General features: G+C 64.5%; 29 protein-coding genes and 1 tRNA gene. 17 read left to right on the top strand and 13 right to left on the bottom strand.

The annotated features are described in order from the left end of the window. Nucleotides 1-365: 365 nt before the first annotated feature. Entirely contained in the window at nucleotides 366-926 is a 561-nt protein-coding gene (locus RH858_RS07600; RefSeq protein WP_259535580.1) for a TATA-box-binding protein, read from the top strand. 30 nt (nucleotides 927-956) lie between these two features. Here RH858_RS07600 and RH858_RS07595 read toward each other — a convergent pair whose 3' ends face one another. Together RH858_RS07595 and RH858_RS07590 are read right to left on the bottom strand one after the other, a co-directional pair. Beyond that, nucleotides 957-1,322 (bottom strand): iron-sulfur cluster assembly accessory protein, encoded by a 366-nt coding sequence (locus tag RH858_RS07595; RefSeq protein WP_259535578.1) that lies wholly within the window; start codon nucleotides 1,320-1,322, stop codon nucleotides 957-959. A gap of 304 nt (nucleotides 1,323-1,626) precedes the next feature. Next, nucleotides 1,627-1,710 (bottom strand) — tRNA-Leu (locus tag RH858_RS07590). Nucleotides 1,711-1,781: 71 nt separating this feature from the next. On the opposite strand from RH858_RS07590, the gene RH858_RS07585 reads away from it, so the two are divergent. Together RH858_RS07585 and RH858_RS07580 are read left to right on the top strand one after the other, a co-directional pair. Next, complete coding sequence (locus RH858_RS07585) at nucleotides 1,782-2,321, top strand: DUF309 domain-containing protein (protein WP_259535576.1); 540 nt, start codon at nucleotides 1,782-1,784, stop codon at nucleotides 2,319-2,321. 53 nt (nucleotides 2,322-2,374) lie between these two features. Next, nucleotides 2,375-3,184 carry a succinylglutamate desuccinylase/aspartoacylase family protein gene (locus RH858_RS07580; RefSeq protein WP_310561483.1) on the top strand — a complete coding sequence of 270 codons (810 nt, stop codon included), beginning with the start codon at nucleotides 2,375-2,377 and terminating at the stop codon, nucleotides 3,182-3,184. A gap of 44 nt (nucleotides 3,185-3,228) precedes the next feature. Here the strand turns inward: RH858_RS07580 and RH858_RS07575 are convergent, their stop codons facing one another. After that, the gene (locus tag RH858_RS07575) at nucleotides 3,229-3,675 is read right to left on the bottom strand and encodes a UPF0179 family protein (RefSeq protein ID WP_310561482.1); all 447 of its coding nucleotides are present in this window, start codon (nucleotides 3,673-3,675) and stop codon (nucleotides 3,229-3,231) included. Nucleotides 3,676-3,809: 134 nt separating this feature from the next. On the opposite strand from RH858_RS07575, the gene RH858_RS07570 reads away from it, so the two are divergent. After that, complete coding sequence (locus tag RH858_RS07570) at nucleotides 3,810-5,732, top strand: YcaO-like family protein (protein WP_310561481.1); 1,923 nt, start codon at nucleotides 3,810-3,812, stop codon at nucleotides 5,730-5,732. Nucleotides 5,733-5,769: 37 nt separating this feature from the next. Here the strand turns inward: RH858_RS07570 and RH858_RS07565 are convergent, their stop codons facing one another. Continuing rightward, nucleotides 5,770-6,771 carry a mechanosensitive ion channel family protein gene (locus RH858_RS07565; protein WP_310561486.1) on the bottom strand — a complete coding sequence of 334 codons (1,002 nt, stop codon included), beginning with the start codon at nucleotides 6,769-6,771 and terminating at the stop codon, nucleotides 5,770-5,772. 80 nt (nucleotides 6,772-6,851) lie between these two features. Then, nucleotides 6,852-7,295, bottom strand: a complete 444-nt coding sequence (locus RH858_RS07560) for an RNA-binding protein (protein ID WP_310561480.1) — start codon at nucleotides 7,293-7,295, stop codon at nucleotides 6,852-6,854. Between the two features lie 112 nt (nucleotides 7,296-7,407). On the opposite strand from RH858_RS07560, the gene RH858_RS07555 reads away from it, so the two are divergent. Next, nucleotides 7,408-7,908, top strand: a complete 501-nt coding sequence (locus tag RH858_RS07555) for a DoxX family protein (RefSeq protein WP_310561479.1) — start codon at nucleotides 7,408-7,410, stop codon at nucleotides 7,906-7,908. 7 nt (nucleotides 7,909-7,915) lie between these two features. Here the strand turns inward: RH858_RS07555 and RH858_RS07550 are convergent, their stop codons facing one another. Further along, complete coding sequence (locus tag RH858_RS07550) at nucleotides 7,916-8,140, bottom strand: DUF1918 domain-containing protein (RefSeq protein WP_259535564.1); 225 nt, start codon at nucleotides 8,138-8,140, stop codon at nucleotides 7,916-7,918. Nucleotides 8,141-8,335: 195 nt separating this feature from the next. On the opposite strand from RH858_RS07550, the gene RH858_RS07545 reads away from it, so the two are divergent. Further along, entirely contained in the window at nucleotides 8,336-8,896 is a 561-nt protein-coding gene (locus RH858_RS07545; protein WP_310561478.1) for an NUDIX domain-containing protein, read from the top strand. Nucleotides 8,897-8,949: 53 nt separating this feature from the next. Here RH858_RS07545 and RH858_RS07540 read toward each other — a convergent pair whose 3' ends face one another. Further along, nucleotides 8,950-10,017: a phytoene/squalene synthase family protein gene (locus tag RH858_RS07540; RefSeq protein ID WP_310561477.1), complete on the bottom strand. Its 1,068-nt coding sequence runs from the start codon at nucleotides 10,015-10,017 to the stop codon at nucleotides 8,950-8,952. A 144-nt stretch (nucleotides 10,018-10,161) separates the two neighbouring features. On the opposite strand from RH858_RS07540, the gene RH858_RS07535 reads away from it, so the two are divergent. After that, nucleotides 10,162-11,304, top strand: a complete 1,143-nt coding sequence (locus tag RH858_RS07535; protein WP_310561476.1) for an acyl-CoA dehydrogenase — start codon at nucleotides 10,162-10,164, stop codon at nucleotides 11,302-11,304. A gap of 44 nt (nucleotides 11,305-11,348) precedes the next feature. On the opposite strand, the gene RH858_RS07530 is transcribed toward RH858_RS07535, so the two are convergent. After that, nucleotides 11,349-11,723, bottom strand: a complete 375-nt coding sequence (locus tag RH858_RS07530; protein ID WP_259535557.1) for a nuclear transport factor 2 family protein — start codon at nucleotides 11,721-11,723, stop codon at nucleotides 11,349-11,351. Nucleotides 11,724-11,799: 76 nt separating this feature from the next. Here RH858_RS07530 and RH858_RS07525 point away from each other — a divergent pair, with 76 nt between their 5' ends. From RH858_RS07525 to RH858_RS07515, 3 genes are all read left to right on the top strand, one after another. Continuing rightward, nucleotides 11,800-12,300 carry a DUF367 family protein gene (locus tag RH858_RS07525; protein WP_259535555.1) on the top strand — a complete coding sequence of 167 codons (501 nt, stop codon included), beginning with the start codon at nucleotides 11,800-11,802 and terminating at the stop codon, nucleotides 12,298-12,300. Nucleotides 12,301-12,377: 77 nt separating this feature from the next. After that, a complete protein-coding gene (locus RH858_RS07520) occupies nucleotides 12,378-13,130 on the top strand; it encodes a diphthine--ammonia ligase (RefSeq protein WP_310561475.1) in 753 nt (250 codons plus the stop codon). Between the two features lie 26 nt (nucleotides 13,131-13,156). Then, nucleotides 13,157-13,744: a hypothetical protein gene (locus tag RH858_RS07515; protein WP_310561474.1), complete on the top strand. Its 588-nt coding sequence runs from the start codon at nucleotides 13,157-13,159 to the stop codon at nucleotides 13,742-13,744. Nucleotides 13,745-13,809: 65 nt separating this feature from the next. Here the strand turns inward: RH858_RS07515 and RH858_RS07510 are convergent, their stop codons facing one another. Continuing rightward, nucleotides 13,810-14,241 carry a hypothetical protein gene (locus RH858_RS07510; protein WP_310561473.1) on the bottom strand — a complete coding sequence of 144 codons (432 nt, stop codon included), beginning with the start codon at nucleotides 14,239-14,241 and terminating at the stop codon, nucleotides 13,810-13,812. Between the two features lie 111 nt (nucleotides 14,242-14,352). Between RH858_RS07510 and RH858_RS07505 the strand changes: the two genes are divergently transcribed. The 5 genes from RH858_RS07505 (at nucleotide 14,353) to RH858_RS07485 (ending at nucleotide 18,484) form a co-directional block, all read left to right on the top strand. After that, complete coding sequence (locus tag RH858_RS07505; RefSeq protein WP_310561472.1) at nucleotides 14,353-14,829, top strand: YbaK/EbsC family protein; 477 nt, start codon at nucleotides 14,353-14,355, stop codon at nucleotides 14,827-14,829. 75 nt (nucleotides 14,830-14,904) lie between these two features. Next, on the top strand, nucleotides 14,905-15,201 hold the full coding sequence (locus RH858_RS07500) for an HPr-rel-A system PqqD family peptide chaperone (protein WP_310561471.1): 297 nt from the start codon (nucleotides 14,905-14,907) through the stop codon (nucleotides 15,199-15,201). Then, on the top strand, nucleotides 15,185-15,625 hold the full coding sequence (locus tag RH858_RS07495) for a lasso peptide biosynthesis B2 protein (protein ID WP_310561470.1): 441 nt from the start codon (nucleotides 15,185-15,187) through the stop codon (nucleotides 15,623-15,625). The genes RH858_RS07500 and RH858_RS07495 overlap by 17 nt, the downstream gene beginning before the upstream one ends. A 676-nt stretch (nucleotides 15,626-16,301) precedes the next feature. Then, nucleotides 16,302-17,228 (top strand): serine/threonine protein kinase, encoded by a 927-nt coding sequence (locus RH858_RS07490; RefSeq protein ID WP_310561469.1) that lies wholly within the window; start codon nucleotides 16,302-16,304, stop codon nucleotides 17,226-17,228. Further along, a complete protein-coding gene (locus RH858_RS07485; protein ID WP_310561468.1) occupies nucleotides 17,225-18,484 on the top strand; it encodes a nucleotidyltransferase family protein in 1,260 nt (419 codons plus the stop codon). The genes RH858_RS07490 and RH858_RS07485 overlap by 4 nt, the downstream gene beginning before the upstream one ends. Nucleotides 18,485-18,537: 53 nt before the next feature. Here RH858_RS07485 and RH858_RS07480 read toward each other — a convergent pair whose 3' ends face one another. Continuing rightward, nucleotides 18,538-19,287 carry a methyltransferase domain-containing protein gene (locus RH858_RS07480; RefSeq protein ID WP_310561467.1) on the bottom strand — a complete coding sequence of 250 codons (750 nt, stop codon included), beginning with the start codon at nucleotides 19,285-19,287 and terminating at the stop codon, nucleotides 18,538-18,540. A 6-nt stretch (nucleotides 19,288-19,293) separates the two neighbouring features. Then, complete coding sequence (locus RH858_RS07475; protein WP_310561466.1) at nucleotides 19,294-19,707, bottom strand: nascent polypeptide-associated complex protein; 414 nt, start codon at nucleotides 19,705-19,707, stop codon at nucleotides 19,294-19,296. 119 nt (nucleotides 19,708-19,826) lie between these two features. Here RH858_RS07475 and RH858_RS07470 point away from each other — a divergent pair, with 119 nt between their 5' ends. Next, the gene (locus RH858_RS07470) at nucleotides 19,827-20,612 is read left to right on the top strand and encodes a creatininase family protein (RefSeq protein WP_310561465.1); all 786 of its coding nucleotides are present in this window, start codon (nucleotides 19,827-19,829) and stop codon (nucleotides 20,610-20,612) included. Here RH858_RS07470 and RH858_RS07465 read toward each other — a convergent pair whose 3' ends face one another. Continuing rightward, nucleotides 20,613-21,278 carry a class I SAM-dependent methyltransferase gene (locus RH858_RS07465; protein WP_310561464.1) on the bottom strand — a complete coding sequence of 222 codons (666 nt, stop codon included), beginning with the start codon at nucleotides 21,276-21,278 and terminating at the stop codon, nucleotides 20,613-20,615. A gap of 61 nt (nucleotides 21,279-21,339) precedes the next feature. Here RH858_RS07465 and RH858_RS07460 point away from each other — a divergent pair, with 61 nt between their 5' ends. Beyond that, the gene (locus RH858_RS07460; protein ID WP_310561463.1) at nucleotides 21,340-23,022 is read left to right on the top strand and encodes a methylmalonyl-CoA mutase family protein; all 1,683 of its coding nucleotides are present in this window, start codon (nucleotides 21,340-21,342) and stop codon (nucleotides 23,020-23,022) included. A 36-nt stretch (nucleotides 23,023-23,058) separates the two neighbouring features. Here the strand turns inward: RH858_RS07460 and RH858_RS07455 are convergent, their stop codons facing one another. Beyond that, complete coding sequence (locus RH858_RS07455; RefSeq protein WP_259535528.1) at nucleotides 23,059-25,848, bottom strand: ATP-dependent helicase; 2,790 nt, start codon at nucleotides 25,846-25,848, stop codon at nucleotides 23,059-23,061. Between the last annotated feature and the right edge of the window lie 60 nt (nucleotides 25,849-25,908).

Raw genomic sequence — 25,908 nt, 5'->3', positions numbered from 1 at the left:
TTCGTTCGCATCACGATCCGAGTGCCCTCGTACTGATAAGGGCATCGGATCGGACGCGGTCGACCCCTCCCATCGGGAGAGATCGGACCCCGGGTCGCCCCGGGGCGTTCGCATTCCAACCGAGGAGAGTCGACCACTTAACCCCGTCGTTCCATCGCCGCCTCGTCACGGAGTTTCATGGGTCACTCGCTCGTGTCAGACCGTTATAAAGCACGGCCGACATCATTCCGAGAGGCGCCGCTCGGATCAAACGTCGTATGGCCTGTCGTCCGCCGTCTCCGGTTCGAAAACGGATCGCCACGCCGCGAATTCGGTTTATAACACCGCGGTTTATAAGGGAGGGGCGTGCATTAAAAAGCGAAGCGATGACGGAACCCGCCGAATCCATCGAAATCCAGAACGTAGTTGCATCGACCGGCATCGGGCAGGAGCTCGACCTGGAAGCGCTCGCGGAGGACCTTCCGGGCGCCGATTTCAACCCGGACAACTTTCCCGGGCTCGTCTACCGGACGCAGGACCCGAAAGCTGCCGCGCTGATCTTCCGCTCGGGAAAGATCGTCTGCACGGGCGCGAAAAGTATCGACGACGTCCACGAAGCGCTCGGCATCATCTTCGAAAAGCTCCGGGATCTACAGATCCCCGTCGAAGAGGACCCCGAGATCACCGTCCAGAACATCGTCTCCAGCGCCGACCTGGGGCACACGCTGAACCTCAACGCGCTCGCGATCGGCCTCGGGCTCGAAGACGTAGAGTACGAGCCGGAACAGTTCCCGGGTCTCGTCTACCGGATGGACGACCCGGACGTCGTCATCCTGCTTTTCGGCTCGGGGAAGATCGTCATCACCGGCGGAAAACACACCTCCGACGCCGAGGAAGCCGTCGTGGAGATCGTCGACCGGATCGAGAGCCTCGGACTCCTCGGCTGAGCGCCAGTCGACGACGGGGTTCCGTCGCGATCAGGTCCGGAACGACTCGCCGCAGCCACACTCGGAGACGACGTTCGGGTTTTCCACGTGGAACCCCTCGGCCTGGAGCCCGTCCTCGTAGTCCAGTTTCGAGCCGCCGATGTACTTCAGACTCGCCGGATCGACGAACACCCGTAGCCCGTGGTGTTCGGTGATCTCGTCGTCGGCTTCCGGCTCGTCGTCGAACCGCATCCCGTACGAGAGGCCGGCACAGCCACCCTGTTGGACGAACAGCCGCAGTCCGCCGACGTCGATGTCCATACCTTCCCCCTCCATCAACGTCAGCGCCTTCTCCGCGGCCACCTCGGTCACCTCGACTGGAGTCGCTGGGGCGTTTTCGGCCGCTTCGGAACTCATGGAGTACCCTATCGACCGTACGATGTTAACTGTGACGCCGGCGTCGCCGCTGTTCGAACACGGAAAACGAAGGGTTTTGCGAGGGAAGACCGCTCCGGGTCTTCCGCATCACGGGGTGTGGCCCCGACGATGCGAGGGGAGGGATTTGAACCACGGTCGCGCCGGAGGCGCTCCCTGATTCAAATCCTTCCCCGGTGCATTTGTGCTTTGACACGCATGCGAGGGAAGGGATTTGAACCACGGTCGCGCCGGAGGCGCTCCCTGATTCAAATCCTTCCCCGGTGCATTTGTGCTTTGACACGCATGCGAGGGAAGGGATTTGAACCCTTGGACCTCTACAGGAGCGGATCTTGAGTCCGCCGCCGTTTCCAGGCTTGGCTACCCTCGCACGCAGCCGTGAGTTCTCGACGGATCCGGTTTAAGCCATCGGTTTTAGGCCGTCCGTCCCTAACGGGGGGTATGGACGACCACACCCGGGACCCGAGCGTCGCCCCGCCGCTGGGAAACCCGACGGGGTGGAACCCGGGACGTTCCGACCGGCAAGAGGGGCCCGGCTCGATGGACGGTGAGCCGGAACCACAGGGAGGCTACTGGGAACATGCGACGCTCAGGCGGGCAGTCGAACACGGGATCAGACTGTTCAACGCGGGCGCGTATCACGAATCTCACGACTGCTTCGAGGACGAGTGGTTCAACTACGGCAGCGGAACGACCGAGTCCGCGTTCCTCCATGGGATGGTGCAGGTGGCCGCAGGCGCGTACAAGCACGCCGACTTCGATAACGACGAGGGGATGCGGTCGCTCTTCGAGACAGCCCTGCAGTACCTCCATTCGGTACCGGAGGACTTCTACGGCGTCGACGTCGCCGACGTCAAAACCACGGTCCGGGAGGCGCTGGACGATCCCTCCACGATCGACGACTGGCAGATTACGCTCGACGGACACACTCCCGAGGCGTACCCGGCCGATTACGAGTTTGCCGAACGGCTCGACGAGTGACGGACTCGAAGAAACCGTGCGGTTGAAATCCGTCGGTACCCGATCATCCGCAAATGAGAATCACGGAGCTGGGTGAGGGAACGCCGGAGGTCGCGGTCGTGGGCGGCATCCACGGCGACGAGCCGTGCGGGCCTGACGCGATCGACCGGTTCCTGTCGGACGAACCCGATCTCGACCGCCCAGTGAAGTTCGTCGTCGCCAACGAGGAGGCGCTCGCGGCCGGAGTGCGGTATCTCGACGAGGATCTCAACCGGGCGTTCCCGGGATCGCTGGACGCCGACACCCACGAGGGACGGCTCGCTCACCACCTCGCCGCCGAACTCCGGGGCTGTACCGTCCTCTCTTTACACTCGACGCAGTCGTACGCGGAGCCGTTCGCGCTGTGTGACACCGTCGACGAGGTGATCCGGGGGGTCGTTCCACACCTTCCGGTCGACGTCCTCATCGAGACCGACCGGTTCACCGACGGTCGTCTCATCGAACACGCCCACACCGTCGAAGTCGAGTGTGGCCTCCAGGGAAGTAAAGAGGCCGCAGACAACGGCTACTGGCTGATCCGTGCGTTCCTCACTGCGACCGGTGCGATGTCACCGCCGAGTGCCGAGGAACCCGTCCGGACCGACGCCGGAAACGGCGAGGGGATCCGGGTGTTCAGACTCCAGGAGAAGCTGCCGAAGCCGCCGGCCGAGCGGTACGAGGTGTTCGCCCGGAACTTCGACCGGGTGCACGCCGGCGAACAGTTCGCCGTCGCCGACGGCTCCGAAGCGATCGCCGAGCGGGACTTCTATCCGGTGTTGCTGTCGGCCTACGGCTACGAGGACGTGTTCGGATACGCCGCAACGAAGGTCGGAACGCTCGGATAGGTGTCGAAATCGCGGGGGGATCGGACGACCAGCCGGAAAACCAGCTACTCTTCTGGTGCGAACTCGACGAGCGTGAGATCTCGATCGAGTGCGCAGTACTCGTGCGGGGGGTCGCCGATCACTTCCCCGATGCGGTACTCCCCGTCGAATTCAGCACCTTCCGGGACGCAGTACTCGTGGCTCGGACAGTCGGTGTGCGGACACGGCCCCGCAAGCGAGGCGCGTGAACCGGCGTACACCCCGCGCGACGGGACGTTCGCGCGGACGGGCGCGGGTTCGACTTCGACCGCCTGCACCCCCTCGTCGTGGACGGCACAGTCGAGCACCTGCGTGTTCTCTCGCACGCCGGCGACGCGGTAGCGTCGCCCCTCCGTGAGGTTCAGACACTGCGCCCGGTAGGGACACCCCTCACACGCCGGAGACTCCCCCCGATAGACGAACTCGCGGCCGGGCTCCGCGAGGCGGGTTCCGATGAGCGTAACAGTCGGCATAAGCGTCCGTTGCGTGTCCGTGGCGTTAAGCCTCTCGCTCGAACGACAGTTGTCCCACGGATGCCCGCGCTTCGGGGCGACAGCGCTTCGGGGCGATGCCGATGATTTTTGCCCTCCATGGCCGTGGATGGGACATGGACATCGCAGTAGTCGGCGACGGCCCGGCCGCGGACGCAGCGGAGACGGGTCTCGCGGACGTGGACGCGAACGTGTTCGCCGTAGAAGCGTCGCTGCTTTCCGGGTTCGATCGGGCGATCGTGGTCGGAACCGCCGGGGACGACGTCTTCGAAACGGCCGACGCGGCACTGGATCGGTGGATCGCCGTCGAGATCGGCGGTCTCGGCGGCTATCCGCTGGCGGAGATCGACGCCGCGGTCACCCTGTTCGATCGCGCCTGTTACGACTGTCTCCGGACCCGCGTTGCGGCCGGAAGCGCCGAGCCAGTCGAGACCGCCCGGGGCGTCAGATCGGCGGTCCGGTACGCCGGCGCCGCCGCCGCACGCCGACTCATCCGGTCGCTTTCGGGCGAAGACCTCGGTGACACCGTCCTCGAGGAACCCGGGCGGGAACGACGCCTGTTGCCGGTTCCGGGCTGTAACTGCACCGAACCTGACGAACCACACGTCGACGACGCCGATCGTCGGGTATCGCTCCCGACCTCGAGATCGGCAACAGACGGAGGCGATCCGTCACTCGAAGACGCACTCGGCCGCGCCGAGCGGGCAGTCGACGACCGGATCGGCCTCGTCTCGCAGGTCGGCGAGCGCGAGTCGTTCCCGATTCCCTACTACGTCGCTGCCACCGCCGACACCAGAGAGTTCAGCGACGCGAGGGCCGCCGAGTTCGCCGGCGGCGCAGACACCGACTGGAACCGGGCGTTCATGAAGGCGCTCGGCGAGGGACTCGAACGGTACTGCGCCGGCGTCTACCGAGGTGACGGGTTCCGGACGGCGTCTGCCGTGACGCTTCGGGAGGAAGTGGACGGACGGATCGTCGGCCCCGACGCGTTCGTCACTCCCGAACGGACCCGCGAGGGGGACGACGGAGAGACCACCGCCGCGGAGGACCAGGGGACGAAAGACCAGGGGACGGAAAGCGATTCGCGCACGTGGGTGCGCGGAACCATTCTGAACGCCGATACGGAGCTGAACGCCGATACGGAGACAGAGACGAACGAAGCCCCGGACACGGTATCGGAAACCGAACCGGCGGAGGACACAGTCGACGGGGACTCGGCGTGGCTACCCGCAGAATCCGTCTTCTATCCACCTGTGGAACGAAAGCTCAAGCCGCCGATCACCACCGGACTCGGGCTGGGGAATTCGACGATCGAAGCCGTCCTGTCCGGACTGTACGAGGTGCTCGAACGCGACGCGACGATGCTCGCGTGGTACTCGACGTTCGAACCGCTCGAACTCGAATTCGACGGCGAGCTCACGGACCTGCGGAAACGAGCCCGAGCCGAGTCCCTTTCGGTCTCAATGCTTCTGGTCACCCAGGACGTCGACGTCCCGATCGTCGCCGCGGCAGTCCACCGGGATCCGACGTCCTGTCCGACCCCCGTCGACCCGGATTCCGACGACTGGCCGGCGTTTGCTGCCGGATCGGGTGCCGGACTGGATCCGGTCGCTGCTGCCCGGTCTGCGCTCTCGGAAGCGCTACAAAACTGGACGGAGTTGCGCGCGATGGGGCCCGAACGCGCCGACGAACAGGGGGGCGCAATCGGACGATACGCAGGATTCCCGAAGGAGGCGAGGGCGTTTCTCGAGGCAGACGCGAGCGTCCCGGCGGGAACGCTCGGCGATCCGGAGCGTTCGGGGTGGCCGGAACTACGGGCAGTTCTCGAACGGCTCGAGAACGCGGGGCTGGAAGCGTACGCCGCACGCACGACCACTCGCGACGTAGAAGCGCTGGGGTTCGAGGGTGTGCGCGTCGTGATTCCGGAGGCACAGCCGCTTTTCACCGGTGATCCCTTCTTCGGCGAACGGGCCCACACCGTCCCCGAGACGATGGGGTTCGAGCCGCGACTCGACAGGGAATACCACCCCTTCCCCTGACCGTCGTCCGAGGGTTCCGCCGTCGGGGTCGGGAGAATCAACCGCCGTCGCTCGACGGGTCAACCGGCCGGCCCGTCTCGACGTCCGACAGATCGAGGTCGGACGCCTCCGAGACTGCGACCTCCGCGCGCCCGCTGGTCTCGTCGAAGATGAGATGCTGGTGGGGGTACGCGACGTCGACGTCGACGTCGTCGTCTTCGAGCGCCTCCCAGATGTTCGTCTGCACCTCGGATCGGACCGACACCAGCCGGTACGGCTTTTTCGCCCAGTACCGCAGCGTGAGCAACACACCGTCGTCGGCGTACTCGTTGACGTAGCAGGTCGGCGACGCGGGATACCGTGCGGAGCCGATCCGGATGTCGGGGCCGCCGTCGATGACAGCGTCGCAGCGCCGTGCCGCCCGTTCCATCAACCGACGTGCCTGCGAGAGATCCGACTCGTAGGTAATCAAAAGCGGAAGCGACAGTCGGGTTCGTTCGTCCTCCGCCGAGTAGTTGGTGACGTCCCGATCCCGGATGTTGGCGTTCGGAATGACGAGGAACGTATTGTCCAGCGTGAATATCTTGGTGTACCGGATCGTCATGTCCTCGACGAACCCCTGCGTGCCGTCGTCGAGTTCGATCATGTCGCCGATCTCGAACGGCTGGTCTGCGAGAACGAACAGCCCGTTGATGATCGATCCCACCAGCGGCGCGAGGATGATACCCACTACTGCAGAGAACACCGCGACCGAGAGCACGATGTCCGGAAACGTGAGGCCGGCGAGCCAGCCGGCGAAAAACAGGGTGAGCACGATCGCGGACAGCCGGACCCCTCGGAGCACGGTCTGGGCGATGCTCGGGCGAGCGAACTGGCGAGCGATCGGACGGCCGAGCAGCCGAAGCAGAAACTTCGAGAGGTAGATCCCGGCGACGAGCGCGACCAGAGCGACGAGATACTCCATACCCGTAACAGAGATCGACTCCGGGAGGATCTCCCGACCGGGCGGACCCCCGTCAGCTTGCAACAGTAGTCGAGAGATCGCGGTGGTCGCAGTCACTGCGTCCATACCCCGTCGTCTCCCTCACCGGGAAAAAGCGTTTCCCGTCCGAAGATCGCTCGGCGATTCGTCGGCGGCGGTCACCCGGACTCGTCGGCTTCGATCGTCTCCAGTACCTCTCGAGCGTTCGCGACGGCGTTCGGTTTCTTCGCGGGGTACGCCTCCACCTTCGCGCGGAGCGTGATCCCCTCGCCGAGCCGGACGTCCCCGCCGAAGGCTGCCTGTTTGTCCAGCCGGAGGAAAAGCGAGCAGTTGTCGTCGACGCGCTCGTCGAGTTGATCGGTCACGCGATCGATCCCCGAAAGCGACGCGAGTCGAGCCAGGACATGCCGGATCTCGTCGGCGTTCTCCACTCGCGCTGAGAGAACGACGATCCGGTCCCCGTGGTGTCCCTCGTTTTCTACCCGATCGATCTCGAACTCGTCGGGGAGAAACGTCCGAAGCGCCTCCTCGACTCGCTTTTCGTCCTCCGTGGCGTAACAGAACGTCCTGAGGTCGACGTAGTGAAACGGAACGGAAGCCATTACCGACGAGTAGGCACACCGAGGGAAAAACGCTGCCGCTTGTCCGCCGGCGTGGACCGTTCTCCCCGGGGATCGACGGCTTCTTTCCCGATCAGCCCTTAGCCAGATCGTTATGACTGACGCATCCGTCTCCGAGCGGCTGGAGTCGGGCATCGACCGGCTGATCGGAAGCTCGACCCGCCTGGAAGCAGTCGACAGGAACATCGCCGCCTGGATGGACCGCTGGAGCGTCCCGGTGTTGCGGATCGCGCTCGGGATCGTCTTCGTCTGGTTCGGCGGCCTGAAGGTGTTCGGCGTCAGCCCGGCAGCGGATCTCGTCGCGGCGACCGTCTATCTCGTTCCGCCCGAGATATTCGTTCCCGTCCTTGGCGTCTGGGAGGTGATGATCGGGCTGTGTCTGCTGTATCGGCCGCTGATCCGGGTCGGGATCTTCCTGCTTTTCCTCCAGATGCCGGGAACGTTCCTCCCGCTGGTGTTGCTTCCCGACGTAGCGTTCGTCACGTTCCCCCACGCGTTGACCGTCGAGGGACAGTACATCGTCAAGAACCTGGTCATCATCGGGGCGGCGCTGGTAGTGGGCGGGACGGTGAGGGAAAACAGCCGGCGCGAGTAAGTTCGAACTACTCTTCAGTTTCTTCGGCGTCGGCGTCGTCACCCTCGGCTCCGTCGCCGGCTGGCTCCAGCGACTCCTCGGGGACGCCGGTCTCCTGGCCGTCCTCGAAGCTCACGGTGTACGTCGCATCGCCGAACATCGTCTCCATCACCTGCGTGATCGTCCCCGTCTCGCCGTCGTGTTCGCTGTGTTTGTCGTTCAAGACGACCTGATCTTCCTTCTCGAAGCTCATACGCGTCGTATCCGGGGCGAACTAAAAAGCCCGCCGGAATCGGGACGGCGACACAGCCCCGTCACGGCAGCGATTCGACGCCGAAGACTCTTTCCCCCGTCTTGCCAACAGTACCACGTGAACGGGACCCTCCACTGCGGTCGGCGATTCCCCGTGGACCCACCCGTTCGCTCGACATCGACGAGGTGAACACGGATGACGAGTATCGACGACCTGTGGTTTCTGTCCGACAACGCGAGCCAGCGAGCCGAGCAGGCCGCCCACCAGCTCCGGACACGGTACGACAACTACCTCAGGAAGCGGCAGTCACGTCGAGTCACACGCTATCGATTCCGAACGCTCGCCGAGCGGATCCGGCTCAGCGGCGCCCCGTACGGGGCACACACGATTGTCCATCGGGAGGGTGGCGACGTCCTTCTCGTCCGACACGACGGGATCGACCAGTGGGTGCTTCCCGGCGGTGAGGTCGACCGCGACGAGACGTTTCGGGAAGCGGCGAAACGCGAACTCGCCGAGGAGGCGGGCATCGAGGCGGAGTATGAGGGGCTCGCACTGCTCGTGACCGTCGAGATCGAAAGCGACGGCCACGAGACGTGGGGCGTCATGCCGATCTTCGAGGCGCAAGGGAGAGACGAACAGCCGGAGATCGACGACCCGGACGGGGAAATTTCGGACGCACGGTGGTTCACGACGGCGCCGCCGGAGAGCCGTGATCGGCCGTATCTGAACGCATGGCGCCAAAAGCGGAGCGAGTGACCCTCGTCGGTCACGCTGTTTCGGGGCAGGTGGGCCAGAACGGACAGAAACGCTCAGTCGGCGGTAGAGATCGCCCGATGATACGGCTGCCGGGAGATGATCTCTCGGATGTGGGCGAGCGACTCGCGGCTGTCGCCGGTCATCTCGGAGATCACCGCGAACACTTCCTGTCTGGACACCTTGACGTCGGCGTCGCACACCGCGTCCTCGGGACGGCTACCGACCTCACGGAGCGTCCCGACCGCGAGGAGGTAGGGAATCCCCCAGGCGGCGACGGTGTTGCCGTGGGAAAGCGGCATCGTCTCTATGTACGTCTGTGCGTCGTCGAGGAACGATCGAGCGTACTCGGCAGTCCGCTCGACGACCGCGGCGGTACTCTCGCGGTGTTCCGGCTCGATTACCTCCTCCTGTGGAACCCCTTCGTCCTCCAGCCACTCCGCGGGGAGATACACGTTGTTCTCTTCGGTGAAATCGTCGTAGACGTCCTTCGAGACGTTGACGAGCTGCAACAGCAGTCCGAACTCCTCGGCGGTGTCGTAGAGCCTGGCGGCCCGTTCGTCGGCCAGATCGCCCCGGGTAAGGAGGTTCGTGATGAGGTTGCCCACCGTTCCGGCGGCGTAGTAACAGTACTCCTCCAGTTCGGCCCGATCGGTGATCCGGAGCCCGCCGTTGTCGGCGTGGCGTTCGACGAACATCGCCATTCCGTCGACCAGTTCGAGCACGGGCGGAACGATCGCGCCCCGGACGTCCGACGGCAACTCCTCGAACGTTGCGGCGACCGTCGGCGAGTGAGCCACCACGACCCAGTCGTCGTTTCGCTCCGCCGGCGCCGGGAGATACTCGTCGACTGCCTCCCTGAACGTCACCATCTCGGTGGGATCTTCCGGGTCGACCGCTCGACCGTACAGCCGGAGTAGTTCCGCCTGCTCGTCGGGTGGGATGTGGCCCGCGTCCTCGACGGTGTCGGCGACGCGACAGAGGAGATAGCCGAGACAGATGTGCGTCTCCATCGGTTCGTCCAGTACGTCCACGGTCAACGCAAACGTTCGTGACACTCCCTGAACCGCCTCGAAACACCACTCGAGGTCGGGCGTGCCGGGCGAACGGGGGTCTCCGATCATTAGGATACGGGTACGTACTGCGTCAGGGCTAAAAAGTGTCGTGGCACGTGCACGCCAGGTGAACCGCGAGAACGATCCCTGGATGGGGACGTTCATCAACGTTTATGTGATAACGACTAAATCCGACGCGGGTGACGTTCGAGTATGGAGCTTTCACTCTCCGCGGAACAGCGTCAGATCCGCGATATGGTTTCGGAGTTCGTCGACGAGGAGATCGTCCCGATCGCCGACGAGATCGACGAGGACGATGAGTTCCCGGCCGACCTGATAGACGAGATGGCGGAACTCGGCCTGATGGGGATGCCGTTCCCCGAAGAGTACGGCGGCGCTGGGCTGGACTATCACTCGTACGCGATCGGCCTGGAGGAGATTGCCCGCGGCTCCGGCGGCGTCGGGACGATCGTCGCAGCACACACGTCACTTGCGGGCAACATGCTGTTCGAGTTCGGAGACGACGAGCAGAAGGAGACGTTCCTGACGCCGCTGAACATGGGCGAGGACATCGGCGCGTTCGCGCTCTCGGAGGCCGGCGCCGGCTCGGACGTCCCGGCGATGACGACGACAGCCGAACCCCACGGCGACGGCTATCTGATCGACGGGGAGAAGCTGTGGATCTCCAACGGCTCGGTCGCGGACACCGTGGTCGTCTTCGCGAAGACCGATCCGGACGCCGGAAACCGGGGGATCTCCTCGTTCGTCGTGCGGCCCGAGGAGGACGACGGCTTCCACGTCGAGGGGACCGAAAAGAAACTCGGCGACAAGGGCTGTCCAACCGCCGAACTCCGGTTCGACGGGCTGTACGTTCCAGAGTCGCGACTGCTGGGCGAGGAGGGGGACGGCTTCATCCAGGCACTGAAGACGCTCAACGCCGGCCGGATCACGATCGCCGCCCGCAGCGTCGGAATCGCCCGGGCGGCGCTCGAGGACGCGACCGCATACGCTCAGGATCGCGAACAGTTCGACCAGCCGATCTCACAGTTCCAGGCGATTCAGCACAAACTCGCCGACATGGACACCAAAGTCCAGACCGCCAAACTACTGATGCACAAGGCTGCCGACTTGAAAGAGCGCGGCGAGCCGTACATCAAGGAGGCCGCCCAGGCGAAACTGCACGCCAGCGAGGTCTCCCGGGAGGTCGCAAACGAGGCGATCCAGATCCACGGCGGCTACGGCTACACCGCCGACTTCCCGGTGGAGCGATACTATCGGGACGCCAAACTCAACGAGATCTACGAGGGAACGAGCGAAGTCCTGCGGAACACCATTGCCCGCGAGATGCTGAAGTGACCGCCCGGTAGCGGTGAAGCGAGCGCTCGGTAGCGCCCGGTCCCTCACCTGGTGTACGTGTACAGCGTCTCGATACGGCCCTCGCCGTCGATCGAAAACACGTCGACGAACGCGAACAGCTCCTCGCCGGCGGCGTCCAGCAATCGTCCCTGGGCTGCGACTCCGTGCCCGTTCGGGTAGATCGCATCGATCTCGTGAGTCGTCTCGGTCATCGGGCGATCCTCCCGCATGAATCTCACGAACGTCTCGCGACCGTCGAGGGTACGATCCGGACGGTAGTGGACGAACGACGACGCGAGGAGGGAGGCGAGCCGATCGTAGTCGTGAGCGTCGATCGCCGCATAATAGCTTGCGACCGTATCGCGGTCGGAACCGTCCGTAGGTCGAGCGACCGTCGTCCCGTCGTCGGCGGCGTCCATGCTCGGAGTGTGGCGGGCGCCGCCTTTAATCCACCGTGAGCGATCCCCTTTTGAACGTCGACCGGGTAGCTGTAACGTGGAACTCCACGTCCGGTACGAGGGCGACGACGACCCAGAGAAATGTACGGCCCGGAAACTCGCCCGGTTCGATCTCGCGACACTTCACCGCTCGGACCGGGCGACGCCGTACGGGGTCGTTTTGAACCCTCACGCCGAGCGGGCGCTCTCGCCGTCCGACGCCGAGACCGTCGAAAGCGGCGCCCTGATCGCGCTCGACTGTTCCTGGGAATCGGCCGGCGAGGCCCGGTTCACGTTGCCGGGAGAACACCGGGCGCTGCCGTATCTCGTGGCTGCAAACCCCGTCAACTTCGGACGTCCGCTCAGGCTCACCACCGTCGAGGCGCTCGCGGCTGCGCTCGTCATTCTCGGCGATCGCCACCACGCCGAGGAAATCCTCTCGAAGTTCACCTGGGGGGAGACGTTCCTCGAACTCAACGAGGAGCCACTTCGGAGGTACGCCGCCTGCGATGACTCGACGGACGTAGTCGCGGTTCAGCAGGAGTATCTCGATCGGTGACGAGACGGTCAGCCGTTTCGGTGCCGAAGACAGGGGCGACCCGGAACCGCCTTGGGTGTCGGCCTGCAAACGGAGGTATGGCCGACGACGGCGGCGACGAGGTCGACGCGACCGGGTGCTGGGTGAGCCTCTTTTCGGGCGGAAAAGACTCCTCGTGGGCGCTGTACCGGGCGCTCGAGGAAGGGTTGAACGTGACCCACCTGCTCACGGTCCATCCGGAGGGCGATTCGTACATGTACCACGTCCCGGCGACTCGGCTGGCCGAACTCGCCGCCGAGAGCATCGGGCTCCCGCTCGTCGACGTCGAGCCCGGGGCGTTCGGGACGGATGCGGCGACCGATTCCGGCGCACAGGGCGACCGGGAGATCGAACCGCTCGAGGCCGCAATCCGGGAGCTACGGGCGGAACTCGACTGTGAACTCCTCGGGGTAACGGCAGGCGCCGTCGAAAGCGAGTATCAGACCAGCCGGATCGAGGCGCTGTGTGACCGACTGGGGATCGAGCTCTTTGCACCGCTGTGGCAGCGGGATCCGATCGCACTCGGCGAGGCAATGATCGACGCCGGGTTCGAGATCACGATCGTACAGGTCGCCGCCTACGGGCTCGACGAAACGTGGCTCGGACGGACGCTCGATGCGGCTGCGCTTGCGGAGCTACAGGAACTCAACGAGGAATACGGCGTTCACGTGCTGGGCGAGGGTGGCGAGTTCGAGACGCTGGTGACCGACGCACCACACATGAACCGCCCGATCCGGATCAAATACGAGACCGAGTGGGACGGCACGCGGGGACGGCTCAAAATCACCGACGCGTGGCTCGGCGAACACTGAAGTACGCCGGCACGTTTCCCAGGAACATGGACGTCCCGGCGCCGAGAGTGCCGGAATCGCTGCTCGAGGGATGGCGGCCCATCGAAGACAGGACGGAGCGACCGTTCCAGGCCGGACCCGTTGCCGTCAGCGCCCACACGATCGTCTACGAGGATGCAACGCGTCGACAACGGATCCGAGAATCCATCGGAACAAACTTCGACATCGTCTGGCGGTTTTTCTTCGCATCTCGGCTCCGTGTTACGCCACAGGTTTCGACGTCCAGGCTCCTGACACGGATCGTGGAGTCGAACGCGTCGACCGCCTTCCAGCGGGAACTCCACGAGCGAGGGTTCGAATCGGTGACTCGAGCGGGGAAACGGACCCTCGAAATCAGGGGAACGTCGGCGAGGACGACCCAGTTCGACGCGGTCGTCCCGATCCCCGACCTCGGCGTCGACGTCGCCGCCCGAGCAACCCTCACAGTGTGTCCCGAGGACGGGGAGTACCTCCTTACAGGGGGTGCGTATCCGATCGAAGTGATCGACGAAGAAGACGGGGGAGTTCTTGGTCGGTTCCTCGATCCGGAAACCGATCGAACGGAACTGCTCCAGTTGATCCGGGCGACGTCGTGACCAGTTGACCCGGGCGACGAGGTGACCGTGCGAGGACGTCGGCCTGCCCCCGTCCGCGGCGGCGGTTAATACCCCAGGGGTGCGTCGAACCGCCGCCGGAGGTAGTCGACGACGATCCCCCCGAGATACGCCATGAGCAGCATCAACGGTCCATAGACGACGAGGTCGACAACGGCGAGGACGGCGCCGAAAAACAGCGTGTCGCCGTCGGTTGCGCCGGGGGTAAAAAACCAGACGCGGTAGAGGAACGCGAACAGGTAGATCGGAAACAGCGCGATCAACACCCCGATGAAACCGTTGTTCGCCGGGGCGTCGTAATACCCACCCGCGGCCGCCGCGACGCCGCCCGCGAGGAAGCCGATCGGCAGGATCCACGCCGGACGGTGAAGGAGGAGAATCGCGACCCCAGAGAGAACGATCGCCGTGATCGCAGACAGCACGACGGGGCGGCCGCTGTACTCGAACGTCGGTCTGAAGGGCTCGCTCGCGCGGACCATGGTCCGTGCTATCGACCACAATGCAGGCATAAAAACCTATCCACCGCGAAAACGGCCTGAAACGGGAGGTATCCGGAGGTATTTATAAACCGACGGTCTTTCCACAGAGAAATGCATCCACGAGCCTCGAAATTCGCCGACCGTGCAGCCACCGAATACGGCCTCGAGATAGACGTCCTCGAATTTCCGGAGGGGACGAAGACCGCCATCGACGCCGCCGAAGCACTCGAGTGTGACGTCGCTCAGATCGCGAGCAGCATCGTCGTCGACGTCGACGGCGACCTCGTCGTCGCGATAACGAGCGGTGCCAACCGGGTTGATCTCGGCGCCGTCGCCGACCGCTTCGACGCCCCGGCCGACCGGTCGACGATGGCCGACCCAGAGGACGTCCACGCGGTGATCGGCTGGCCGATCGGCGGGGTCCCCCCGATCTGTCACGACACGGAGGTTCCCGTCCTGTTCGATCCAGCTCTCGCCGAATTCGAAACGGTGTACGCCGCCGCGGGGACGCCGGAAGCCGTCTTTCCGATCGATCCGGAGACGCTGCGCTCGCGTGCTGCGGCGACGGTCGTGGACGTGACCGAATGATCGACCAAGTCTGCAGGGGAACGGACGCTCGGTAACCACCGGATAACTATCGGACCTCTATTCGTCTACATCGGCATGACGAATCTCACTCCCGACTCCCTCGTGGTCGCAAACGACAGCTCGCTCGCCACGACTCTCGACGACGAGGTGGTGGTGTACAACGAAGTGGAGGGGAGCTACCAGAGCCTCACAGGGACCGGACCGGAGATCTGGGAGTCGATTCAAGAGCCGACGAGAGTACAAGAGATACAACGATCGGTCGCGGAAACCTACGACGTCGAGCCCGAGCGCTGCGAAGAGGACGTCCTCCAGTTCCTCCGCGAACTGGCCGACACGGGTCTTCTCGAAACAGTGGATGAATATTCCAAGTGAGACAGATCGGCCATCGAGAACGCTGATAGCGACAGCAGCGGTGCTTTTGTCCTCGACGAGGCTACTGCTTCCCGTTCTCCGATGGGACGCGACACGTCGGGTCGTCGAGCCCGTCGCAGCCATATCCCCTCCCTTCCGGCAGGTCGATCCCCACGCGATCGCGGCTGCTGTGGAGGTCGTACACCGCCGGGCGCCGTTCTCGCCGACGTGCCTGATGAAAGCGATCGTCGGGAAAGCGCTGCTCGAGGCGAACGACCACCGGGTAGAACTCAAACTCGGCGTCGCCAAAAAGCACGGCGAATTCCACGCTCACGCGTGGATCGAACGGGACGGTTCCGTCCTGATCGGGGAACTCGACGACCTCGCGGAGTACCGACCTCTGACGGAGAGGGATGCAGACCGACGGTTCCAGTCCCTGTTTTGATCCGGGTACCCCGACAGACGAGACGGCAGTCCCGGAAGGATCGAATTGGGGCCCCGATCACCGGCGATTAACGACGTACACGCCGAATTATCTCGACCATAATCGACGAATATCGCGTGAAACGTTCGCTAAGCGAGTTATAACAATACCGGTACTGAACAAAAAATAGCCGGGTGCCACACCCATGGAAGACTACCAACCGCCGAAAGTCGAAACCCACGGTAAAGTCGAAGAACTGACGCAAGACGGACATTACGGCTACGACGACTGACATTAGCGACTCGAACAGGCTGTCGTAGCGAGTTGCCGGTCGGCGGGCTCGTCGGGGGCTTGTCCATCCGGTAACGGGCTACGACAGCCCCGATAACGGGCGGGCGGACCGACGCGATCGAAGCCATTTCTGGAGCGCGTGTCGAACGAGCACGCACAGTACCGGCCGACCCCTGCTTCAGCAGGGTCGAACTCGGCTGGATGCGCGACTCCCGGACGAAATCTCGCTGCTGGCGCGACCGTGCCTCCCTGATAGCGACTCCATACTAATGGGTGCCAGTCTCCAGGCTGAAGATATGACCGTCGACGGCCGTACAGGGCGCCAGATCACGGCGGCAGTTACCGGGCTGTCCATCACCGTAGCGGACGTCTCGACTCGAACGCTCCTCGATCCGGGGACGAGAGCATGACTCTCCGCCGGACGAACAGCTACGAGGCGTTCGGACTCTCCGTCGTATCGGAGATCCCGCTTCCGGAGCTAGCCACTGGTGACGGATCGAGCCAGGACGACCCCGACGTGATCGTACGACGCGGAAGTGTGCAGAACAACGGTGGAGAAAACGGTGCGGTGTCCGTGACTCCAGAGGGAGATTACCGTCTCACCTACGAGGTCGCGAGTGTACTGATACGGGATGGTCGCGAGATCATCGTGGATTCGCTGGACCGTGCCCACGGAGAGATCGTTCGTCACGTCGTGGTGGGGCCGGCGTTCAACCACCTGCTGCACCAACGGGGGTTCTTCGTCCTGCACGCCAGTGCAGTCGAGATCGGCGACGGCGCGGTCGTCTTCGCCGGAACGTCCGGACAGGGAAAGACGACCACCGCGACCGCGTTTCTGGCGGCCGGACATCGGGTCCTCAGCGACGACGTGGCAGCGATCGAACGGGTGGACGAGCCGACGGTCCATAGCGGGTTCCCCTCCATAAAGCTGGAACCGGCCACGGTCGACCGATTCGGTCTTTCGGTTGATTCGCCAGAGAACATCTGTGCGTCCCGGGATCGACACTTCTACGGGCTTCACCACGAACAGCCGGTCGAGGCGGTACCGCTCCGGCGTATTTACCTCCTCGAGGACGCCCAACGCGAAGAGATCGCCCCGGCCCCTGCAAGCGAACAGGTACTGGAACTGATCGAGAACACGTACACGGTCAGCCTTCACCAAGAGAGTGACTACGCCCGCGAGAACTTCACGCGAGCGGTTTCGCTCGCGGAATCGGTACCGGTCAAACGGCTCCGGCGGCGACGACGCCTGGACGTGCTTTCGGACGTGATAGACCTCGTCGAAGATGACCTTGGCGTCCGGACGGAACGAGATATCGGTGAGCGTCCGTGACGGGGCCGACACTTCCGAAACTCGACACGCGCGAAGAAAGCCCGCCAGGTCACGGGCCGGACGTGTTGCCTGCTGTCGAACTGCTCGTCCAATGTACACGGCCGCCGAAAGAGCCGACAGAAGACGGTCCCGGACGGCCGCGGTTACAGCCCCCGTCGGAACTGGACTGGGGCCGGTTCCTGGCCCTCACAACGGATCACGGGGTCGCACCGCTCGTGTACCGGCGACTCAGACAGTCCGCCGACAGCAGCCTGGGAGGCATCGAGGTCCCCGAGAGCGTCGAAGAAAAACTTCGAAATCGGGTTCGTTCGAACGCCATTCGAACCCTCCGAGACACGGACGAACTCCGACAGATCCTCATCGGGTTCGAGGAGGAAGGACTCCGGGCGCTTCCGTTCAAGGGGCCGGTGTTGGCGGCGTTTACGTATGGCGATGTGTCACTTCGGGAGTACGGTGATCTCGATGTCGTCGTTCACAGGGAAGACGTCACTCGAGCCATCGACCTCCTCGAAGAGAGAGGGTACTCCTGGGAGGGATCGCTCCCGCGAAAAGGCGATGTCGCTCTCCTCGGCGGGAGGTTCACGATGCCGATCGTCAACGAGTACCAGCTCCAGCGAGAGGAAACTACCGTGGAGATCCGATGGCACGTCGGCGACATGGATCGTCCGTTTCCGCTGGATTTCGAAGCGCTCTGGAGCCGTCGGGACACGATCCACCTCTCGGGAACTGAACTGCCCACACTGGATCCGATCGATCGGCTGCTGGTTCTGGCGTTTCACGGCACGAAACACCGCTGGCACCTGCTGAAGTGGATCGCCGACTTCGCGTGGACAGTCGTGCGGACGCCCGCCCCGTGGGATGAGCTGTTACAGCGGGCGCAAACGCACCGACTCGAGCGAAAATTTCTCCTCGGAGCCGGGCTCGCGAATGCACTGTGGGACATCGACCTCCCCGTGTCCGTCGACCGACGGCTCCGGGCGGATGGCCGATCCCGGAGGCTGATCGAAGAAATCGTGTCGGATCTGGCTCGAGGGCGAACGACCCGACCCGGAGGGTTCGAGCGGATCCGATACAACGCGAAAGCAAGTGACTCTCCCGTCGAGACGTTCGGGTCGTTGATCCGATCCGGGCCGCTCCATCCCAGTCTCCCGGAGTATCGGTTGCTCCCGCTCTCCGGTCCCTTCCATCCGATCTACTACCTCGTTCGACCCCTCCGGCTACTGGGGGGAGCGGCGTTGCGGATTCTCGGACGGTAGCTTCCGGCGGCGAGATCCGACCGCCGTCGAGCGGCCGCCCGAACCGGACGATCTCAAAAAAGGCGGCGAGCGAACGTCAGATATCCGGTGTGACCGACGCCGGCCGTGTTCGGGCGCGATCCCCGGTCGTCGAACTGCATCCGGCGCTGGATCGTCTCGAACGTCTCTATTTCCGAAAGCTCCGCCTCGCGGGCCGCTTCGACCACCTCGCGAGTGTGTTCGACGAACGGCGAGTAAACCGCGAGGAAGCCGCCGGGAACGAGTAGCTCGGGCGCCCGTCCGACGATCGCCGCCGCGTCCTCGGTGTCCAGCGTGAGCAGGTCGAACCGCTCCCGGTCGCCGGCGTCGATCGCCCCGATCAGTTCGTCGAGTTCGTCGGTCAGGTCGTCGGTCCGAACGTCGACGCAGTCGGTGACGCCGGCGACGTCCATGTTCTCCCGCGCCTGCTGTGCGAACTCCGGGTCACGCTCGTAGGTCGTCACCTCGGCACCGATCCGCCCGAGATACGCCGCCAGAATCCCCGTTCCAGTGCCGGCGTCGAGCACCCGATCGCCCGCCGCAGCACCGGTGTGGCCGATCAGGAGACCGATGTCCCGAGGCATCATCGGCGCCCCCGTCCGGTCCAGGTGGTCGAACAGGTCGGGACCACGAAGCTCCCGGACGTGGAAGGTCGTTCCGAGATGGGTCTCGAGAGCGTCGCCCGACTCGACGTCTTCGGGGACCGTCAACACGCCGAGATCGGTCTGGAGCTCCTCGCCGGGGGCGCGGAGGTACTCCCTGTCGTCGTGGACGAGCAGGTACACCGCCGCCTACTCCAGCCGGTTGATCGCGGCCGCCAGATCGCCGTCCTCGGCCTCGAGGGCCGCCCGTGCGTCCGACTTCGATACGCCAGCGCGTGCGGCCACGATCTCGACGTCCGAGTCGGGAATGCCGCCGTCGTCGGCGCCCCCTCCGCCGGTTTCGGCCTCATCTGTCTCAGTCGCCTCGGCGTCGACGTCCCCCGCCACCGCTGTCGCCTCCTGTCGGGTGGGTTCGCCGACGATCTGGTAGGTCTGCTGTCCCTGGGCGTCCATCCGCGTGACCTGCGGCGCGTCGAAGACGAGGTCCTCCTCGCCTTCGGTACGGATGACGACCTCGGTGGCATCGAGTTCGGTGACGTCGATGCCCATTTGCTTCATCATCTGCTTCATCTTTCGCGGGTTCATCCCGCCGCCTCCGAACATACCCGCACGGTCGGGCCCACGGAGCAAAAGATTGGCGAAGCCGGCCGCGACCGGCCCGGATCCGCCGCCGGCGGCGCGGAACCGCCGCAATTGATGGTGCCGCGGCCGGAATGACGAGTATGTACCTCGCGGACCGGACCTGGCCGGAGCTGAGCGAAGAGATGGCGGGAGAGTCCCTGGCGGTAGTTCCGCTCGGATCGACCGAACAGCACGGACCCCACCTGCCGCTTGCAACAGACCACCTCATCGCCGAGTCGCTCGCGCGGGCAGCGACGGAGCGAACCGGCCACGTCTGTACCCCGACAGTCGACATCGGCGTGAGTTCCCACCACCGTCAGTTCCACGGCACGCTGTGGGTCGACCCCCACGCATTCCGGTCGTACGTCGAGAGTCTCACCCGTAACCTGACGTACCACGGGATCGACCGCGTCGTTTACGTCAACGCCCACGGCGGCAACGTCGAACCACTCCGGGAAGCCGGTCGACGACTCCGTGATGACCGCGCGGCGTACGCGATCGAGTGGATGTGGAACGATTCGATCCCCGACCTCGTCGAGGAGCTGTTCGAGCATCCGGGGCCGCACGGCGGGCCGAAGGAGACGGCGATGATCATGCACGTCGCGCGCGAGCTCGTCGACGAAGACAGGCTCGAAGACGCGCGCGACGGCGGCGTCGTCGACCTCGAGGACACGGACTCGCGCCTGTTCGGCGCCCGAACGTTTTACGACGCGATCGACAACTCCGAAAACGGCGTATTCGGCGACCAGACGGACGCGACCCCTGAAAAGGGGAAAGAGCTGTTCGAGGCGGCAACCGACCAGCTGGTCGCGCTTTTGGAGTGGCTCGACGACCAGCCGTTCGAGGGCCTCATGCCGGAGCCGCACGTCGGCGCCGGTCGTCCCTGATCATCGACTGACGACCGATACTACGAGCCCGGATCCGACCGGAAGGACGACTGTCTCGGCGTCGGCGTCACCTCTCACCCGAGTCAGATAGGTTCCGATTCCCCAGGTTCCCTCGTCCTCCTCTCGGGTCGGTAACGGGGTGCCGTCGTTGAAGTGTGCCGCAAGCGTCTCGAAGTCCAACGGTCCCCGTACCACGTTGTCGGCGACGACAACTGCGGTGTCCGAGAGTTTTGGCCTGACTGCGTCGTAGGCGTCGGCGTACCGGTGTTTCTGGTGGTCGATCAATACCACGTCGAACGGCCCGTCGTACCGTTCGATCGTTTCCATCGCGTCGCCGTACTCGAAGGTGATCCGATCGTCGAGGTCCGCCTCGGCGACGAGCTCCCGGCCGAGCTTGACCTCGTCCTCGTCGAACTCCGTACACACGATGTCGGTTGCACCACCCCGGACGAACCACGTCGCGGAGTAGCCGAAGCCCGAGCCGAACTCGAAGACTCGATCGGCCCCAGTCAGGCGCGTGACCTGGGCGAGCACGCCGCCGGCGACGGGGCCGACGATCGGAAACGAAAGCTCGGTTGCCGTTCCGGCCATCTCCCGCTGGAGGGGCGTCGGTTCGGGAGCAGTCGCTCGGAGGAACGACTCGAGTGTGTCGGATCGGTGGGTCATACAGGTGTCTTTCGGTCCGTCGCCTTCAACCCTTAAGTTCGTCGCCGGCGACCCTTCGGGTATGTTCGACCCCGAGGAGCTCGAACGGATCCGCTCGGCGAAGGAGGCCTGGGAGGAGGAGACCCTCTCGCCGACGCTGGAGCGGTTCGGGGAACGCAAGGAGACGTTCACGACCGATACAGGGGGCGGGGAGGTACAACGACTGTACACCCCCGCGGACGTCGAGGACATCGATCACGAGAAGGATCTCGGCTTCCCCGGCGAGGAGCCGTTTACACGCGGCGTCTACTCCACGATGCATCGCGGGCGGCTATGGACGATGCGCCAGTACGCGGGAATGGGGACCGCCCGCGAGACGAACGAACGGTTCCAGTATCTCATCGAGCAGGGCTCCTCGGGGCTGTCGATGGCGTTCGACCTGCCCACGCAGATGGGTTACGACTCCGACGCCGAGATGGCACAGGGGGAGGTCGGCCGATCCGGAGTCGCCATCGATACTCTCGAGGACTTCGAGACGGTGTTCGACGGGATCCCCCTCGACGAGGTGTCGACGTCCATGACGATCAACGCGCCGGCGCCGATCCTGCTTGCAATGTACGTCGCGATCGGTGACCGTCAGGGTGTTCCACGGGAACAGCTCCGGGGGACCGTTCAAAACGATATCCTGAAAGAGTACGTCGCCCGAAACCTCTTTATTTATCCGCCGAAGCCGTCGATGCGGCTGATCACCGACCTCTTTGCGTTCTGTGCCGAGGAGACCCCGAAATTCAACACCATCTCGATTTCTGGATACCATATCCGTGAGGCCGGCTCGACGGCCGCCCAGGAGGTAGCGTTCACTCTCGGAAACGGGATCGAGTACGTCGAGGCGGCGATCGACGCCGGACTCGAGGTCGACGAGTTCGCCCCGCAACTGTCGTTTTTCTTCAACGCGCACAACAACGTCTTCGAGGAGGCCGCGAAGTTCCGCGCCGCCCGCCGGCTGTGGGCGCGACTGGTGGACGAGCGGTTCGACGCCGAGAAGCCTGCCTCGAAGCAATTGCGGTTCCACACCCAGACCGGCGGCTCGACGCTGACCGCCCAGCAGATCGAGAACAACGTCGTCAGGGTCGCCTACCAGGCGATGGCCGCGGTCCTGGGAGGTACACAGTCGCTGCACACCAACGGGAAAGACGAGGCGCTCGCGCTGCCGACCGAACAGTCCGTGCGGACCGCCCTCCGGACCCAGCAGATCCTCGCCCACGAGTCGGGGGTCGCCGACACGATCGATCCGCTCGCGGGATCCTACTACGTCGAGTCGCTGACCGACCAGATCGAATCGGAGGCACGGGAACTCATCGAAGAGGTCGACGAGCGGGGCGGGATGCTCGATGCGATCGAGAGCCAGTGGGTCCAGCGGCAGATCCAGGACGTCGCCTACGAGCGCCAGCGCGAGATCGAAACCGGCGAGCGCGTGATCGTTGGGGTAAACGAGTACATCGTCGACGACCAGGATCCGGAAATCAAACTCGAGGAGGTGTCCGAGGCGGACGAACGTCGCCAGCGCCGGCGGCTGCAGGAGGTGAAAAGCGATCGCGACGACGAGGCAGTCGACGCCGCGCTCGCACACGTTCGGGACGCGGCGAGGGGCGAGGAGAACGTGCTGCCGCCGATCCTCGAGGCGGTGAAAGCGTACGCCACCGTCCAGGAGATAAGCGACGTCCTCCGGGAAGAGTTCGGCGAGTACAAGCCGGAGGCGGTGTGACTCGGGGGTCGTTCGCGTCGGAACTCACAATCAGTATCACGCGTCGCCGTCGCCGGCTGGATCGAAGGATCTCTCGCCGTTCGATTCTCCGATCTCAGCTCGAACACGCTCGTGAAACTCCCGGAGAACCGCCGACTCGTCTTCCGCGAGCACGACGTCGCTGGCAGAGAGCGTCGCCAGCCCGAACGCTCGAGGTGACGGGGCGTCGAGCCGGCAGGTTTCGACTTCGATATCTCCCGACTGGATCGATTTCAGAACCTCACGGATCCCGGCCAGATCGAGTTTGTCCTCCATGATCTCCCGGTACGTCTCCTCCAGGACGGCGAAGTCCTCGAGATCCCGCGCGAAAGACAGGAGCATCTCCGCGGAGACTTGCTGTCTGGCGGCGGATTTCTCGTGGCCCTTGTAGTTTTTGAGCACCATCAGCGACCGGGTGGCGTTGATCCGGAAGTACCGCTCCAGGAGATCGGTTGCCGAAAGCGCCTCCCTGAGGTCCCCCGGAGCGTCGCCGGGATCGAGATCGCAGAGCACGTCCGCGACGTCGACCCGGCGGTTCAGCGGCATCGAGACGGTGAAGCCGTTGTCGGCGACGGCCACCTGGACGTTCGTCGTCGCGCGCCGGGAACAGCGATGGGCCACGAGCCTGGAGAGCCCGTCGTTGAACCGTCGGCCGTAGATCGAGTGGACGTGGTAGTGCCGGCGATACCGGTCGCGGTCGCGGACCTCCTCGACGACCATCCGTTCCGGCGTGGCGACGCTTTCGATCCCGGCATACCGGCGCTGTTGGTCGTAGGTCCGGGCGAGGGCCCGGACGCTGTTTTCGTCGAGAGGAAACTCCCGGAGCCAGGTTCGGAGTCCGGGATGCCCGCCCGATTCGAGCCGGTCGCAGGCTTCCGCCTGGAAGGCGAGAATCTCCCGGCCGAGATCGTACGACAGCGGGAGCCGTTCCGAGTACCAGGAGGGGACAGTGGGACGGTTGGACGTCGGATCGACGTACACTTTCGACCCTCGTCGATACCGGTATTCGAACCGCCTCCCGCCGAGCACGAACACGTCGCCGGGATCGAGGGTGTCCAGATACGACTCGTCGAGGTCGCCGACCCATTCTTGGTCCCCCCTGGTGAACACCCCACAGGTGAACGAATCCGGAATCGTCCCGATGTTCGTCATGTAGATCACCCGGGCGAGCCGACCACGCTTGCCGATCAGCGACTCTCCGACGTCGTATTCGGGGTAATGGTGCTCCCCGTCGGGGGGATCGTTGGTATCTCGCCAGACTTTCGCGTAGACGTTCCGGTCTTCGAGCCCGTCGTAGTCGGCGGTGAGATACCGGAGCAGTCGCTCCCAGTCGGCGTCGTCAAGCTCCCGATACGGGTAGGCCCGCCGGAGCGTTTCCTTCAGATCCGCTTCGGGACGGACCCCGGCGATCGCCATCCCGTAGACGTGCTGGGCGGCGACATCGAGGGGGTTCTCCGGGACGAACACCCGGTCGACGAACCCTTCCTCTGCCTTCCGGAGCATCACCGCACACTCGACGAGTTCGTCTCGCTCGAGCGCGATCACCCGTCCCTCGACGGTTTCACCGAGACGGTGGCCGGCACGGCCGACTCGCTGGAGCAGCGCCGCGACGGATTTGGGGGAGCCCACCTGAACAACGAGATCGAGATGCGGCATGTCGATGCCGAGTTCGAGGCTCGTCGAGGTCGTGACGACGTCGAGTTCCCCCTCCTTGAGTTTGCGTTCGATCGACTGTCTGCGATCCTTCGAGATGGAACCGTGATGGCAGCCGGAGTTGTTCTCGTCGTAGGCGTCGAACCGTTCTCGCAGGTTGTGGAGGACCCGTTCTGCGCCCGACCGCGTGTTGGTAAACACCAGCGTATTCGTGTGCGAGTCGACCAGTTCGTCGAGTCGGTCGTAAAAGCGGTCCGTGACGACGTCCCTCGACTCGCCGATGAGGTCGTGCGTGGGGCACTCCAGCTGGAGGTCGAAGTCGCGCACGAATCGCGTGTCGACGATCTCGTAGTCTCGAGGAACCATCGAACCACCCCCGGACGCCGAGTCGAACTCGCATCCCACCAGGAACTCCGCCATCGCCGAGAGCGGTTCGACGGTCGCCGAACAGCCGATCCGGGTGAGGGAGACGTCCGCGAGGTCCTCGAGTCGTTCGAGCGACACCGACAGATGAGTGCCGCGTTTGTTGTCTGCGAGACTGTGGATTTCGTCGACGATCACGTACTCGACGTGTCGGAGCCTCTCCCTGAACTTCGGCGCGTTGAGCAGGATCGCGAGCGTCTCCGGGGTGGTGTTGAGGATGTGGGGCGTCTCCTCGAGCATCCGCTGGCGTTCCCGGTCGTCGGTGTCGCCGTGTCTGATTGCGTGTCTGATCTCCGCGTCGATTCCCCGTTCCTCGAGTCGCTCGGTGATCCCCGAAAGCGGGACGGTAAGATTGCGGTGGACGTCGTTCGCGAGCGATTTCAGCGGAGAAACGTACAGACAGTAAACGGCGTTTTCGAGCCCGTTCGTTCGGTCTCGCCGGTACAGTTCGTCGATGATCGCGGTAAAGGAGGCGAGAGTTTTTCCGCTCCCGGTCGGGGCGGCCACCAGCACGTTCGTCCCGTCTTCGATCAGCGGAATCGCCTCGCGCTGGGGCGGGGTGAAAAACCCCCCGTTTCGTGGAACGTACTCCCCGAACTGGTCGATCCACCACTCTCTGACCACTGGGGACAGACGCTCGAGAACGCCGCCATCTCGGATCTCGACCTCATGGGGGTCGAACGAAAACTCGGCGGCGGCGGACGCCTCCGCGAGCAGTTCCCTACCGCACATTCAGGTACAGGATGGGGGCGCTGACGTATAGGTTGTGGGGACCGACGGACCCGCGTCGGG

The organism is Halalkaliarchaeum sp. AArc-GB, assembly GCF_031432225.1.
Lineage (GTDB): Archaea > Halobacteriota > Halobacteria > Halobacteriales > Haloferacaceae > Halalkaliarchaeum.
This window is presented reverse-complemented; position numbering and strand designations above follow the sequence as displayed.